The sequence below is a fragment of the Bacillus sp. AFS029533 genome (assembly GCF_002585125.1).
GTDB lineage: Bacteria > Bacillota > Bacilli > Bacillales > Bacillaceae_G > Gottfriedia > Gottfriedia luciferensis_B.
Genome location: NZ_NUQC01000021.1, coordinates 446,513 through 461,659 on the forward strand (window position 1 = coordinate 446,513; position 15,147 = coordinate 461,659).

The window sequence follows — 15,147 nt, forward strand, 5'->3', positions numbered from 1 at the left end:
AAGAATTTGTGTAAATTTGGAGAAAAAGTCGTTGAAAAAAAAAAAAAATCCTATTGAAATTTCAATAGGATTTTAATAAATAGCCTAATTTAAACCAAAAACAAATTAGCTTTATTTATAAAACTTTAATTTAATTGATTCATCGTCACAGAAAAGATATAGCTTTGATACTTATCACAGCCTTCATACTTAAATCTCTTTCCGTCTTTTGTATACGCTCTACCATCTTCTTGAAAACCTAAATCGTGTAAAACGTCTTTAATTGAACCATTTTCGTAATCTTTTCCAACCTGGAATTCGATACTCAAGTAACTCACCCTTTTACTAGTTTTTATTATTTATTTTGGTAATTTTAGGGTGATTTTATACTTAGTTGGACAATTACTAATTTTTCGGAGTTCAGTGAATTTCTTATTTCTAGAATAATATCATCATAATCTCTTTCGATACGAGGCCAACTAGTCGGTTAAAAATGATAAATGAATACTAAAACTAGGAAAGCAGAAATTCTTTACCTTTTCTGCTTTTTTTGTATTTCCGTCCTAACTTCAAACTAAAACAGAAAACAATTATTTACTAATATAATAATTTTAATACTTTTTCTCTCCATAGAGTCCAATTTTTTGAGTTAATTTTAACCAAAATCATACATATTCTTAATAAAATTCGATTTTTTATTTACCATTTTTTAACTAAAATTGATACTTTTTAACTATTTTAAAGATTCTGAATTATTTTTTCTTCGATATTTCCGCTTATTTTTCCCTCACAAAATGCAAAATTTGCCGAATTTTGTAGTTTGATAAACCAGTTTTTCAGATGATACGATGAATTCCTCAATACCACATTGTTAACCAAGGGGAGGAATTTTTAATGAACAAAAAAGTTTTAGCGGTTGGATTATCGGTAGGTTTGGCGGCAAGTAGTTTATCAGTAACTAATACATATGCTGCACCAAAAAATGTATTATCAAATTACAAGTACAACAAATCAGTGGGATCTCCTGAATTCGTTTCTGGACAACTGACAAAACCATCAGCTAAAAATGCTGAAGGCGTTGTAAAAGCTTATGTAAATGCTAACAAAGATAAGTTCAAACTAGGATCGAAGTCTGCAGATGATTCGTTCATTGTTCAGTCTAGTAAAAAAGATACTTACGGTACTGCTCTTCACCTACAACAAGTTTATAACGGTGTTCCTGTATGGGGATCAACTCAAACGGCAGTAGTTGGAGATAATGGAGTTCTAACTGTTTTCTCTGGTACAGTTATTCCAAACTTAGATACTAAAAAAGGGTTAAAATCTACTAAAAAAGTTAACGCTAATAAATCGATCAAAATCGCAGAAGCAGACCTTGGATATACCCCTGACTATGAAAAAGACCCTACAGCTCAACTAGTAGTTTATACAAATGGTGATAATGCAACTTATGCTTATCTAGTAAACTTAAACTTCCTTTCTCCAAAACCTGGAAACTATAATTATTTCATTGAAGCTTCAACTGGTAAAATTTTAAATAGCTACAATAGTATTGATACAATGGATAGCATCCATGCTGCTAGTAAATCAGCTGGATCATCAGTTGCTAAACCATCAGTTACTGGTACAAATGTAACTGCAACAGGTAAAGGTGTACTTGGTGATACAAAAACATTAAATATGACTCAATCTGGTTCAACTTATTATTTACAAGACAATACTAGAGGAAACGGTATTTTCACATATAATGGAGCTAATCGTACAACTCTTCCTGGAACGCTTTTATCAAGCACTGACACACTACTAAATAGCACAGCTGAAGCTGCGGCAGTTGATGCACATTATTATGCTGGAAAAACATACGACTACTATAAAACTGTTTTTGGACGTAATTCATTTGATGGTAATGGTGCTGCTTTAAAATCAACTGTCCATTATAGCCGTAGTTATAACAATGCATTTTGGAACGGTTCTCAAATGGTTTATGGTGATGGTGATGGAACAACATTTACTTACTTATCAGGTGGACTTGACGTAGTAGCGCATGAGTTAACTCACGCTGTTACAGAAAGAAGCTCTAACTTAATCTATCAAAATGAATCTGGTGCATTAAACGAAGCTATTTCGGATATTTTTGGAACTGTTATTGAGTTCTATAATAATAACAATCCAGATTACGAGATTGGTGAGGATATCTACACACCAGGTATTGCTGGTGACTCACTTCGTTCAATGAGTGACCCAACTAAATACGGTGATCCAGATCACTACTCAAAACGTTACACTGGAACTTCTGATAATGGAGGCGTTCATACAAATAGTAGTATCATCAATAAAGCTGCTTACTTAATTGCAGTAGGTGGAACTCATTACGGTGTATCTGTAACAGGCATCGGTAATGATAAACTAGCTAAAATTTTCTATCGTGCAAATACAGTTTACTTAACTTCTTCAGCAACATTTAGTCAAGCTCGTGCAGCACTTGTACAATCTGCTGCTGACTTATATGGTGCAAGCTCTGCTGAGGTAACAACTGTTAATAATGCATTTGATGCAGTTGGTGTAAAATAATTTCAATTTACATTTTGAGTTAAATAAAAAGCCGATTTCCATAATAGAAGGAAATCGGTTTTTATAATTTATAGCAGTAGTAGATTAGAGACCTAACTCTTCCTTAACAATCTCTAATGTTTTCATTTTATATTTACTTTTTGGTTTTGGTGCATTTTGCACTGAAGGATTTTGCATTAAGTAGTTTTTTTCTACAAATGCAAAGTCTTTTGCATCTACTTTACCATCCATATTAATATCTGCACTTCGTTTGTTTGTTCCCCAGTATGTTTGAATATATAGTGCATCCATTACGTCAATTACGTCGTCTCCATTTACATCTCCACCAAGTAATAATGGAAGATTAATCTTTTTAAATTGACCAGTTAATTCACCTTTTTCATTTAACATACCAATATTAAAATCATAAAGACTTCTAAAATGTCCAGGAACTTTAACAGTTAATCGTAACGGTTGATCAGTAAGGGCTAAATGTAAAGCTTCAATTTTTCCAAACTTATTAAAAATTTGGTCATACTTATTTCCCGTAGAATCTTGGACCGACACTTCCGCTCCTACTAAACTGTAATCTCTCTTACTATCAAATGCTCCACTACTAGTTAATAAACCTTCAGCATATAAAATAGATTTCATTTTCGAATATGTTGGAACTAAATCAACATATGGTGAATTTGTAATAAGAGAAGTTGTTTTTCCTGATCGGTTTACATATGAGCTAGATGCATAAATAAGACTACTATCTGGTCTGATTTCAAAGTTATAATCTTTTACTTTATACGTAACTTCTGCTAGTGGGATATCTCCGTTTAAAGTTTGCGTATTATTATCAGAAGCTTCTACAGTCACACTATTACCTACAGTTTTAGTAAACTTTATCTCTCCAAGTTTACTAGAGTCTGGATGAAGTGCAATATCCTCAATCGATAAAAAGTCTGATGGAACGCTTAAATTTACCGTACCTTTCTTAAAATCGACAGCATTTTTTAAAACGATTTTTGCTTTAACAAGATCATCCGGTTTCGCCGTATCTTTATCTACAACCGCTGTCAAATATGGTGTACCTTTTTTCAAGATTTTAATTGTTTTAGGAATGACACTACCGTTTCCGGCAGAATCGGTAACTACTAATTTTACAATCTTTACCCCCAAGCCTATTGGTACATCATATTTAAACGTACCATCCTTATTAACAGGTATTTCAACAGGAATATCTCCTTGTGCTATATCGTAGACCTTGTTAGCAGATTGATCAATTTTCATTCCAGCTGCTTTATAATCCTCTATATCCTGGTCGAACACTGAGCCAGTTATGGTAACAGATTTTTGTCCTTCCTCATATTCAATTATATCCCCTACTGGACCATCAATTGTATATTTAGGCTTTCTGTTATCAATAATTAAATTACGGTATGTTATGAACTGTTTACCAGTGTCGGATGTTGCAAGCATTTTGATCTTATAAAAACCTTCACCCAACACAACGCTTGTAGAACTTATACCGTTCGGAGATGTTTTATCAAAAGGATAATACGTACCATTAAAGAGACTTATATTAACTAAATCACCTTCATTTAAGCTAAATCCATTCACTGTTCCAAGAAAACCTATTTCCTGATTTGTCATTCCATCTTCCAAAATGAAATCAATATTTCTACTATTTGATTTCATTTGAACCTGAGCAGTTATCGCCTTAATTGTGTTAGGACTTGAATATGAATCTCTATAATGGTCTTCGGATAACCCAGTTGATGATGGTTCAAAAACTGCTATTCCTTCTTCAACAACATGTACTGCAAAAGGTACTTTATATGTTTCTTTTTGATCTTTCTGATTTGTATAGATGATAAATCCCTCATAATTACCTTTTTCTGCAGTTTTCGGTATGAAGATTGAAGCATTGGTATTTTTTTGTGAATTTGCAGGTAGCTTAATGGTCGGTTCGATAGAGAGCTTTACTCCATTTTTGTCGGCATCTTTAGATCCTCTTAGTCCTGTTTGAAATTTAACTGCTACATCAAATGTTTTTGCCTCACTACCTATATTTTTAATTACAACTTTACGTTCTTCGTTAACATCTTCACTTAGATCGACTGAACCAAAGCTAAGAGCACCCGTTTCATCTTTAATTGATTTTTCTTTTCCATTTTTTAAAATTGGTGTTTCATTTTGAACTTTCACTTCAATGGATGAATGCACCGCTTTATAAATATCTACTCGACCTGCACCTGATTCAAACACGCTATAATCCTTACTTAATGGAGTAGCTGTATTCATTAGAATCGCTTTGACATCACTTGGCTCTATGTTTGGTTTTGCTTGGAGTAAAAGTGCCGCCATCCCTGCAACATTTGGTGTTGCCATGGATGTACCTGAGAGACGTTCATACGCATACTTATAATCATTTGGCGTATTTTTATTGATCATATAAGCTGGCACTGTAGAAAAAACGCTTACACCTGGGGCTGTAACTTCTGGTTTTATATCGTAAGTAACTCGAGCTGGTCCACGTGAACTAAAATCCGCTAACTCATCTGCTTTCGTTTGAATTTGTCCAAGTTCATTAAAAGTAAATTTACTTGTTGTATTAATCTTTGATTTCAATGCTAAACCTTGCGCGTTCGTTAAGGTGAAAGTTGGAATATAATCTAATCCATCACCTAAATAAGCAGGTATTAGTCCCTCATCTGGATTATTATTAAAAAGTAATGCAGCTACTGCACCGTTTTGTTTTGCAAATTTAACTTTATCTCCTAAAGTAATATTATTCCCGCGACTAATTAATGCAATTTTCCCCTTTACATCTTTATTCTTATAATCCGACTGTGCACCATAACCTACTTCAATTATTGAATAGGATTGGCCATTTAATTGCTCAACATGATCTGTATATCCTTTTGCCATTTCTTGCAAGTCAGTTGAAATTGAGTCAGTACCTGTTTGTAGTACACTCTTATATGTATGTAAATTATTTGGTTCATTACTTGCGCCTACAGTTAAAGCAAGTGCTGCAGTACCTGGAGAACCTAATGTGTACATATCATTTCCGCTGTTTCCTGCAGCGATAACTGCTGTAACCCCGCTGAGTACTGCTTGATTAATTGCAATACTTGTGGAATACAGAGGATTATTTATTCCTGCACCTAAAGATAAATTAATGACATCCATCCCATCTGCTACAGCTTGATCAATCCCTGCCAAAACACTAGAATCTGTACCAGAACCATAATGCCCTAATACACGGTATGCATGTAACTCAACATCTGGTGCAATACCTTTCATTTTAATATCCCCGTCATTTTTTCCTTGACCAGCGATGATTCCTGCGACATGCGTACCATGTTCAGTATAATACGATGCTCCTGTAGCCCAGTAAAATTCGGCAAAACCGGATTTTTTCCAATCTTCGTATGTTGTTTCCATCGGATCATTGTCATTATCAATAAAATCGTATCCACCTTTATATACATCCTTTAAATCTGGATGATTATAGTCGATACCTGTATCAATTACTCCTACTTTAACTCCCTTTCCAGTAATACCTTCCTGATGAAGCTTATCTACTCCTAGAAAAGAAAGGGCTGATTCATTGCTTGATCCTCCAGCTTGTAATCCTTCTTGAGTATTATCTACATCTGCATGTACCTCTTCATTACTCCAAACTGCTTTAACAGCTTTTGATTTTAGTAGATTTTTTATTTGATTTGCTGGAAGACTCATTGAAACACCATTAAAAGCATGCTTAAATGAACGATTTACTTTGTAATTTACACTTTTATGATTTTCTTCGGTTAATACTTGTCCTAAATCTTTTGAAAAAGTTGCATGGTCTTGATCAACAAGGTTTGATGCCTCGTTCTTTGTGAGCTGTTTACCATTTAAAGAAGATTCAAGCTGAGCGACTTTTGCAGGTTTATTATTAAATTCGACAATAACGCTCGTTTGAGTAGTAGAATCTAAATCAATATCTTGATTAACTTGTAGCCCTGTCTCATTACTTGTTGAAAGCTGATGAAGTGCTGCTCTTTGAGCTGATGATAAATTTGCAAGCATATCTTCTACTTTCGAGTATGTTGCAGCTTTTGATGAGATTGTTACATGACTTAAGGAGCCAACAATAAAACCAGACGATAATGCTAACACTGAAAAACTTTTGACAAACTTACTTCTAGAAAAATGTTTTCCCATTCTCTACCTCCTAAAATTCAGAAACAAAAATCACTTTTATTATTAATTATTCTGAATATTCGGTCAATCGGGTTATTTATCCCTTATCAAATCAACATCTAAAAGATTTTCGACGTAATCTATCAAGAAATTTATCAAAAGTTGATTAACTTTAATTCTTTTTTGCCCCGAGGAGAAAACAAAGTGCAAAAAAAGAGACTTCAAAAACATTGAAATCTCATTTGCATTCAAATTGATTCTTATTTATTTTTGAACTCACGGTTGTATTTGAGAAACTTTCGTACCATTCAAGAAATTGAGTAGTTCATTAAATGTATTTTGAGCGGCTTTCGTATTCATTTGGAACTGGTATTCATGACCTAGTTTTCCTTCTGATTTACTATAAAAGACTTGTTTAACACCTGTTCTTTTTTCTAGTAATGTTGCAAATTTTTTACCTTGTGATTCAAAGGAACCTGTATTTCCGTCAGTTATAAATGTTGAAACAAATCTTTCTGGTACATTTCTTAAAAGGGAAGATTCCTTTGTCATCTTTTCATCTTCCCAGTTGTATTTTCCAAAATAAGCCCAGCCAACTCGCTTAAATACAAATTTCATCAACGTTGATGAAGCGTGCGTCTGAACTTCTTTCAGATCATAAGGACCACAAAGAAGTATTGCCCCACGTATTGTATTTGGATCGACGCTTTGACCTATTTTAGCTGTATTGGAGTAGTTTTTATTCATTTGAATACTTACAAATTGTGCTGTAAGCTGAGCTCCAGCTGAATCTCCAGCAATATAAATATTGTTTAAATCCAGTCCATATTTACCAGCGTTTTTTTTAATAAATCGGTACGCTTGATCAATTTGTTGTAAAGGTATTGGATAAGCAACACTCGGAGCTAAGGGGTAATTTATATTCACTACATTATACCCATGACTTGCTATATATGTAGCATATTTCCGTACATCATTTTTATCTCCCGCTACAAAAGCACCACCATGAATCCAAAAAATGGTTGGAACGTATTTCAGATCACCTTTATACTTAATCAAATCAAAAGTACTGCTTTTATATTTTGTTGAGTACTCAATATCAGTATCCATACTTGTTTTTTGTTTTGCTATGCCATAATCAGCTGCCTCTACTTCAATTCCACCGGCAAAAGACTTTTTCAAAAACCACGTTACAGGTCTTGGGGATAGAAATATCGATCCAACACTAATTATGATCAATATAAGTAAACAAATTCCAATTATTTTAAAAGTGCGCTTCATATTTATCCTCCTGATAAAAGAGTTAACTGAAGCTTATTATTCGATTTTCCAAAATTATCATACATGAAGACAGTATTTAAGCCAGTTATCAATATTCAAGTCGAGCTTACAAAGCATTTCAAACTTTTCAAGGTTAATCTAATTTCTTTCACGTATTAGATTAATAACATTTTCTTAAGAGCATTATAAATGCCATGTTCATTGCAGCTATCTGTGATTAAATTAGCTTTCTCTTTAACCGCTGTTTCAGCATTTCCCATTGCAACACCAATTCCTGAAAGCTCCATTAGTTCGATGTCGTTCATTCCATCACCGAAGAAAACAATATCTTCTTGCTTAAATCCATTTTCCTTAGCAATTTTCAAAATTGTTTTTGCCTTCGATCCTTCTTTAGGGATGACATCTGAGCCAAATTGGTGCCAACTCACATATCGGAATTCGTTAATATCATATTTGTGAAGATCTTCATTCTTGCAAAACAGCATAGCTTGAATAATCGAATTTTCTTTCCAATACATCTCATCAAAGTCAGGGATAATTAAACCTAGACTTTCATAGGCCGTAGTGAGCGACTCTCCAGGTTCTTCAAAATGTCTTTTTACCCCTTTCAATGTTTGGAACACAATCTGATCATTGTTTTCAATCGCAATTTCAATTAGTTTCAAAATAGATTCTTTTGAAAATATTTCCTCATGAGCTATTTCATGACGGACAAACCCTACAGATCCATTGCATAAAACATAAGTATCAATTTCGAGTTCGTCGACGATCGATATTGCAGAAGTGTAGTCTCTTCCTGTCGCGATTACGATTTCATGGCCATTTTCTTTTAGAGAAACCAAAGCTTGTTTCGTACTGTCTAGAAACTTCATTTCAGTCGTAAGTAATGTTCCATCTATGTCAAAAACAATAAATTTTTCCCGCATTTTCTTTCCCCACATTTTCTCTATTTTTTATCTTTGATTTACATTAAACAGAATCTCTTTCAATAATTTGATAAGGTATTTTTACTTTGTCTCTAGATTTCTTTATTACAAGGCTACAAGCTTGTTCACCAACTTTCGTTAATTGATGATCCACTGTAGAAATTCCCATACCGATCCCAATTGGTTGATTTGCTTGACCTATGATTGCTAAATCAGTAGGGATTTTTAATTGTTGCGACTTTGCGTATAAATACATTCCACCAGCCACTTCATCCCCATTTGCATAAATAGCTGTTGGCTTTTTGTGTAAATGCATAAATTTCTTTGCTGCTTCATATCCGTCTTCTAAGCAATGACATTCTGATAGATGGTATTCAGGTTGAAGTTCACCAAATATTTCAATATAAGCATCAATCAATTGCTTCGTGCTATTACTTTCTAACCTAGCAGATGTGAATGCTACCACATCATGTCCTTTGTTTTTTAATAATTGAAAGGCATCTAGATAAGACGAATAGCGGTCCAAATAGGAACAGCCAATCTCTTTGTGTTGGGTATATTCACAAGCAACGATTGAACCATATTTGCTAAATGGAATGATTGTTTCCCAATCATTTGCTCGTGACGTGATAATGATGCCATCATACAGCTTGCTTTTTAATTTATGCAAATACTCGACTTCTTTTTCTTTACGATAATTTGAAGGAAGTACCGTTATCAAAAAATCTTTCTCTAATGCCTTGTTCAGTATACCGTTTAAAATTTGATCAAACGCTGGATTGTTGTTATATGGGAGAATAACACCTATTGCTCTTGTTTCTCCTCGAATTAAATCAATTGCATTTTTATTTGGCGTATAATTCATTTCTTCAATGGCTTTAAGAACAGCCTCTCGTTTATCATTAGCAACATACTTATAATTGTTTAGTACCCTAGAAACAGTCGAAACGGATACACCTGCTAATCTTGCAATATCGTTAATATTTGTCATCTTACACCGCCAACATAGTATAAATTTTAAGGAATTTTACATATTTAAATTCAATTTCTTAAAACCATTCATATAAGGTTTCTTCCTCTGTATGTCATATTTCGTAAACCTGTGTTCTCCTACAAAGAGAATAGAATGTTCAATATCTTCCTCAAACTAGAAAGATTTTTTACTATTTTATAGTTTACTGCTTACAATATATAACCTTTTATAAGTTAAAAACAAATCTTCAAAGATTTCCAATAACCCTGTATTGTCAAACAATGAATATCCATTGTGATAATAGTTAACCTATTAAGTTCATCTTTTTTCACATCTCGTAGAAAATCGGCTTACTTTCAATCTAATTTATGAAATGGATTTCAAGTCAAGACAAAAATTAAATTAAATTTCAAGTATGCTACAATAAAGCAAATTAAGGTTTTCATCACTCGATTTATTGAACAAATAGCCATTAGAAATATAGGGAAAAAGACAATTAAAAAAAGTTGAGATCATTTGTTTTATTGATTCCAACTTTTTTGTTTATATTAACTATTTTGGTTGCGTTTCATTGCCTGCTTTTCCAAATACTTGTACATTTTTTTCATATTTTCTGGTGCGTCCAATAGGTCTTTTACAATCATTTCAATAATACTGACTCTTTCGGAACATTCAATTTCAGCTTGGTTTATTGCCTGTTCAAGCTCTCCATAAGTATGAACAATAGCAGTAAACGCATTGCCTCCAAAAGCTTCAGCTAGCTTAGTGTAAGACCACCTAGGGATTTTGTTGTATGTTTGATTTTTCGTATTAACATTTAAATATTTTTCGATTGTATAACCGTCATTGTTTAAGACGAAAATTATCGGTTTACAGCCGTAATAGAGCATGGAGCTGATTTCTTGTGCAGTTAGCTGTAGTGAGCCATCACCAGTAAACAGCAACACCCGACGCTCTGGGGCTGCAATACAGGCACCAAACGTCGAAGGGGTTGCATATCCGATGGATCCCCAGCCTCCTTGCCCAATATATGTAATATTACTAGGCAATCTCACTTCCGCCATACCATTGTATAATGTACCAATCTCAACAATCATAATGTCGTCCATTTTCAGCATCCGTTGAAAAACTGGATAATAGTCGGCCGCTTTAAGTGGTTCATCATTACTTACATTGGATTGATCGTATGGAAATGACACTTTTCCTGGTAAGCCTTGACCTTTATACCCCACTTTTTGTATCGCCTGAAGCATGTCAGTAGCTAGAACGTTCTGGTATACCGCCTCAGCAATCTTCACTAGATCCGATTGGATATTAATGGTCACCATTGAATTCAGTTTTGCGGTAAAATTCGCTGTGTTGGTGTCCGCGGGTACCAAGCCAATCGCAATGATACAGTCTCCATTTTCTACCCTATTTTGAACTTCAGAACAGCCAAACGAGCCTAAGTACATACCGATATAATTAGGATGGGTTTCATCAAATGCGCCTTTACCGAACATCATGGATGCAACAGGTATATTCATCGCATCTGCCAATTGCAGAACTGCAGCCTGAAGGCCAAAACGTATCGTTTTTACATCTACTAGGATAACTGGCCGCTTTGCACATTCTAGTAGCTGACGGACATGATCTGTCGCAGCTTGAAGAGATTTTATGTTTGATGTTTTTTGTTGTGGTGTTGGCTCTATCTTGTCCATAATCGGCTGATCGACTAAATCATCGGCCACAACAAGGTAAACAGGTTGTTTCTTTTCTTTTGCAATTCGAATAGCAGCAGGAATTTCAATCATGGCATTTTCAGGTGTGAGTACAGCACTATAGGCTGTTATCTGTTTATACATATTGCGGAATACATTGAAATCCCCATCCATTAGAGTGTGATGCATCAGCTTGTGCTCTTTTTGATCTTTCTCTTTTGGTGAACCAACAATGTGGATTATTGGAACGTGTTCACTATAGGCGCCAGCTATTGGATTGCATGCATTCAACTCCCCAACACCAAACGTTGTAATAAGAGCAGAAATCCCCTTGATTCTTGCATAACCATCCGAAGCGTAACCCGCGTTTAGTTCGTTCCGTCCTTCTATAAACTGGATTCCGTTATATCGCTCCAACGTATCAAGTAATGAAAAATTATAGTCCCCTGCGACGCCAAAAATTTCAGTAATCCCTTCTTGCTTTAGGCAATCAAACAAAAACCGCCCAACTGTTTTTTGTGCCATACTAGCATGTGTGTCGGGACTGACTGTATTCTTTTTATCCATTACACACCCACTCCTTTTCCAATATCAATAGCTTGTTCAGTTTTTTAGTACCCTTTTTATTCGTACCCTATCATAGAACAGGCTATACAATTGTTGGGAATAAGGAAAAAATCAATATAAAGCACCAAAAGGACAAATCCGAATTAACGAATTTGCCCGTTTTTACTTCATAAAAAAAAAATACTGCTGAACTAATGTTGTTGAATTGTATTTTTCAACATATTATACATATTTGTAACATGTTCATCTACTTGATCTCGCGACATACGAAGTCGTTCAACTGAAGTTCCATATCCGATTTCTTGTTTCCCTTCTTTTAATTCCATGAAAATCCCATCTGCAAATTCATCTAAAGGTTCACCGTGAGTATGCAATCCTGCACCGCCTAAATCAGTATTAACTGCCGGAGGAGCAACTTCAATTACTTCCACAGATGATTCGGAAAGTTGGTGACGTAAACTCATAGTAAATGAATGGATTGCTGCTTTTGTTGCTGAATAGATTGGCGCAATGACCAATGGAGTAAAAGCTAATCCCGATGAAACATTAATGATCGTTGCCGCTTCTTTTGTAGCAAAATATGGAGCAAACAGCATAGACAAATGGATTGGTGCTTCAATATTAGTTATGATTTCATTATTAAAATATTTCCAATCGTTCTTGGCATCTGATTTTAAAATATTAAAACGTTGTTGAATCCCTGCATTATTTACTAGCACATTTACTTCTGGATAGTTCTTTGTTACCCACTCAAACAATGATACGCGTTCTGGTTCAGAGCTCAAGTCACTCACATGTGTAATAAGATCGGGAAATTTTTCTTTAGCATTTTCAAGTACATTTTCACGTCGCCCAGTCACTATGACTTTATTTCCTGATTTAATAAAGCGTTCTGCAAAAGCTTATCCAATACCAGTACTACCACCTGTAATAAGGATTGTGTTACCTGAAAGTTTCATGTTAATTCCTCATTTCTATTTTTTTCTATATGTTACTAACTAAGCCAATCTCTATTAATAATTTGATCTTAAGGTTGCTTCTGTACTTGAGCAATATTTCATTAGAAGCCCCAATCAATAATCGATCAATGTCAACATGATTATCATACGACTTAAACTATGGTTTAAGTCAACTAAAGAAAAAAATAAGATCGACTAGTTTGTCGATCAAACGCATGTATTTGAAGAGTTCGAGTTTATTCTAACTCTCTACTAATCGCTCTACCTGCTTGTCTACCTGAAAATAAACAACCACCTAAAAATGTTCCTTCCATTGCACGATAACCATGTACACCACCGCCGCCGAATCCAGCAACTTCACCTGCTGCATATAGTCCAGGTATTGCATCACCTGAAGAATTTAATACATTCCCATCTAAATTTGTTTGAAGTCCACCAAGTGTTTTACGACTTACAATATTTAAACGAACAGCAATTAACGGACCATTTTTTGGGTCTAAAATTTTATGAGGAGACGCAACACGAATTAATTTATCACCAATATAATTTCGTGCTCCTCTTAAGGCAGTGATTTGTAAGTCTTTTGTAAATTTATTATCCATTTCACGATCACGTGCAATCAGTTGACGCTCGATTACATCATAGTTTAGTAAATTTTCCCCGGTTATTTTATTCATGCCTTCAACAAGCTCTTTTAACGTGTCTGCAACAACAAAGTCCTCTCCTTTTTCCATAAAAGCTTTTACAGGTGCTGGTATTCCTGAAGTTGCCCGTTTCATCACTTGTTTTATGCTTTTTCCAGTTAAATCAGGATTTTGTTCTGAACCTGAAAGTGCAAACTCTTTTTGTATAATTTTTTTCGTTAAAATAAACCAGGAGTAATCATAACCAGTTTGTTGAATGGCTTGTAATGTACCTAACGTATCAAAACCAGGAAAATTAGGTGCAGGAAAGCGCTGTCCACGTGCATCTAACCAAATTGATGATGGTCCCGGAAGAATACGGATTCCATGATTGCTCCATACAGGATTCCAATTTTTTATGCCTTCAGTATAGTGCCACATTCGATCACGATTAACAATTCGACCACCAGCTTTTTCAGTAATGGCAAGCATTCGACCATCAACATGTGCCGGTACACCAGATATCATTCTTTTTGGCGGAGTGCCTAATCGACTTGGCCAATTTTGGCGTATTAAATCAACGTTCGCACCAATACCGCCACTTGATACTAAAACCGCCTTTGCCCCATATTGAAAGTCACCAATTACTTCTCGAGAACTATCTTCTCCTCGCTCTGAATTACTTGGTTCTAATAAAGAACCACTTACTCCGACTACAGTTCCATCTTGTGTTAGTAGTTGATCTACACGATGTCGGGATCTGAATTCTACTAAACCTTTTTTCATATGCTCGCGAACTCTTCGTTCGAAAGGCGCAACAATTCCAGGACCTGTACCCCATACTACGTGAAATCGGGGCACTGAATTCCCATGTCCTTCTGCAAGATATCCCCCACGTTCAGCCCAACCGACGATTGGAAAAAATCTCACCCCCATGTCATAAAGCCATTGCCTCTTCTCTCCTGATGCAAACTCGACATATGCCTCTGCCCATTTCTTTCCCCAATAATCCTCATCATCTTCTCGATCAAATCCTGCTGTTCCAAGCCAATCCTGCCAAGCTAATTCCCTCGAATCTTTAATACCTAATCTACGTTGCTCTGGAGAATCTACTAAAAATAACCCACCAAATGACCACCAAGCTTGACCACCTATTGATGCTTTCGGTTCCTGGTCTAGTAATAATACACTTTTCCCAGCATCAGCTATCTCAGCAGTTGCAACTAAACCAGCCAATCCTGCTCCAACAACAATCACATCGAATTTCTCCATTCAACTTCTCCCTCCTTTTAAGCCTTTTAATCTATCAAATTATAAATTTATCTACAAAATAGTTTTCTAAATTTTCAGTTATCAAATAAATAATACAGCAAATAGCAAGAGAATAAAAGCAAAGAAGGTCCA

8 protein-coding genes and 1 pseudogene are annotated in these 15,147 nt (G+C 35.0%); 1 reads left to right on the forward strand and 8 read right to left on the reverse strand.

The window, feature by feature from the left end; translation table 11 throughout:
* Positions 1 to 125: 125 nt before the first annotated feature.
* Positions 126 to 308, reverse strand: a complete 183-nt coding sequence (locus COE53_RS13165; RefSeq protein WP_069035064.1) for a hypothetical protein — start codon at positions 306 to 308, stop codon at positions 126 to 128.
* A gap of 565 nt (positions 309 to 873) precedes the next feature.
* On the opposite strand from COE53_RS13165, the gene COE53_RS13170 reads away from it, so the two are divergent.
* Complete coding sequence (locus COE53_RS13170) at positions 874 to 2,550, forward strand: M4 family metallopeptidase (protein WP_069035065.1); 1,677 nt, start codon at positions 874 to 876, stop codon at positions 2,548 to 2,550.
* Between the two features lie 84 nt (positions 2,551 to 2,634).
* Here the strand turns inward: COE53_RS13170 and COE53_RS13175 are convergent, their stop codons facing one another.
* The 7 genes and pseudogenes from COE53_RS13175 to COE53_RS13205 all read right to left on the reverse strand — a co-directional run bounded on the left by COE53_RS13175 (position 2,635) and on the right by COE53_RS13205 (position 15,015).
* Complete coding sequence (locus COE53_RS13175) at positions 2,635 to 6,735, reverse strand: S8 family serine peptidase (protein WP_091022598.1); 4,101 nt, start codon at positions 6,733 to 6,735, stop codon at positions 2,635 to 2,637.
* 255 nt (positions 6,736 to 6,990) lie between these two features.
* Positions 6,991 to 7,995 carry an alpha/beta hydrolase gene (locus COE53_RS13180; protein WP_091022600.1) on the reverse strand — a complete coding sequence of 335 codons (1,005 nt, stop codon included), beginning with the start codon at positions 7,993 to 7,995 and terminating at the stop codon, positions 6,991 to 6,993.
* A gap of 155 nt (positions 7,996 to 8,150) precedes the next feature.
* Entirely contained in the window at positions 8,151 to 8,921 is a 771-nt protein-coding gene (locus COE53_RS13185) for a Cof-type HAD-IIB family hydrolase (RefSeq protein WP_091022603.1), read from the reverse strand.
* Between the two features lie 43 nt (positions 8,922 to 8,964).
* Positions 8,965 to 9,912 carry a LacI family DNA-binding transcriptional regulator gene (locus COE53_RS13190; RefSeq protein ID WP_069035069.1) on the reverse strand — a complete coding sequence of 316 codons (948 nt, stop codon included), beginning with the start codon at positions 9,910 to 9,912 and terminating at the stop codon, positions 8,965 to 8,967.
* A 530-nt stretch (positions 9,913 to 10,442) separates the two neighbouring features.
* Positions 10,443 to 12,161, reverse strand: coding sequence for an alpha-keto acid decarboxylase family protein (locus tag COE53_RS13195; protein ID WP_098948224.1), 1,719 nt, complete (start codon positions 12,159 to 12,161; stop codon positions 10,443 to 10,445).
* A gap of 191 nt (positions 12,162 to 12,352) precedes the next feature.
* A pseudogene (locus COE53_RS13200) lies at positions 12,353 to 13,120 on the reverse strand (SDR family oxidoreductase).
* A 236-nt stretch (positions 13,121 to 13,356) separates the two neighbouring features.
* Positions 13,357 to 15,015, reverse strand: a complete 1,659-nt coding sequence (locus COE53_RS13205; protein WP_025568494.1) for an FAD-binding dehydrogenase — start codon at positions 15,013 to 15,015, stop codon at positions 13,357 to 13,359.
* Positions 15,016 to 15,147: the final 132 nt, after the last annotated feature.

What these genes read in the sequence shown, in the direction of transcription:
- COE53_RS13170 (WP_069035065.1), top strand. Translation starts at nt 874, where the DNA reads ATGAACAAAAAAGTTTTAGCGGTTGGATTATCGGTAGGTTTGGCGGCA.
- COE53_RS13175 (WP_091022598.1), bottom strand. Translation starts at nt 6,735, where the DNA reads ATGGGAAAACATTTTTCTAGAAGTAAGTTTGTCAAAAGTTTTTCAGTG.
- COE53_RS13180 (WP_091022600.1), bottom strand. Translation starts at nt 7,995, where the DNA reads ATGAAGCGCACTTTTAAAATAATTGGAATTTGTTTACTTATATTGATC.
- COE53_RS13185 (WP_091022603.1), bottom strand. Translation starts at nt 8,921, where the DNA reads ATGCGGGAAAAATTTATTGTTTTTGACATAGATGGAACATTACTTACG.
- COE53_RS13190 (WP_069035069.1), bottom strand. Translation starts at nt 9,912, where the DNA reads ATGACAAATATTAACGATATTGCAAGATTAGCAGGTGTATCCGTTTCG.
- COE53_RS13195 (WP_098948224.1), bottom strand. Translation starts at nt 12,161, where the DNA reads ATGGATAAAAAGAATACAGTCAGTCCCGACACACATGCTAGTATGGCA.
- COE53_RS13205 (WP_025568494.1), bottom strand. Translation starts at nt 15,015, where the DNA reads ATGGAGAAATTCGATGTGATTGTTGTTGGAGCAGGATTGGCTGGTTTA.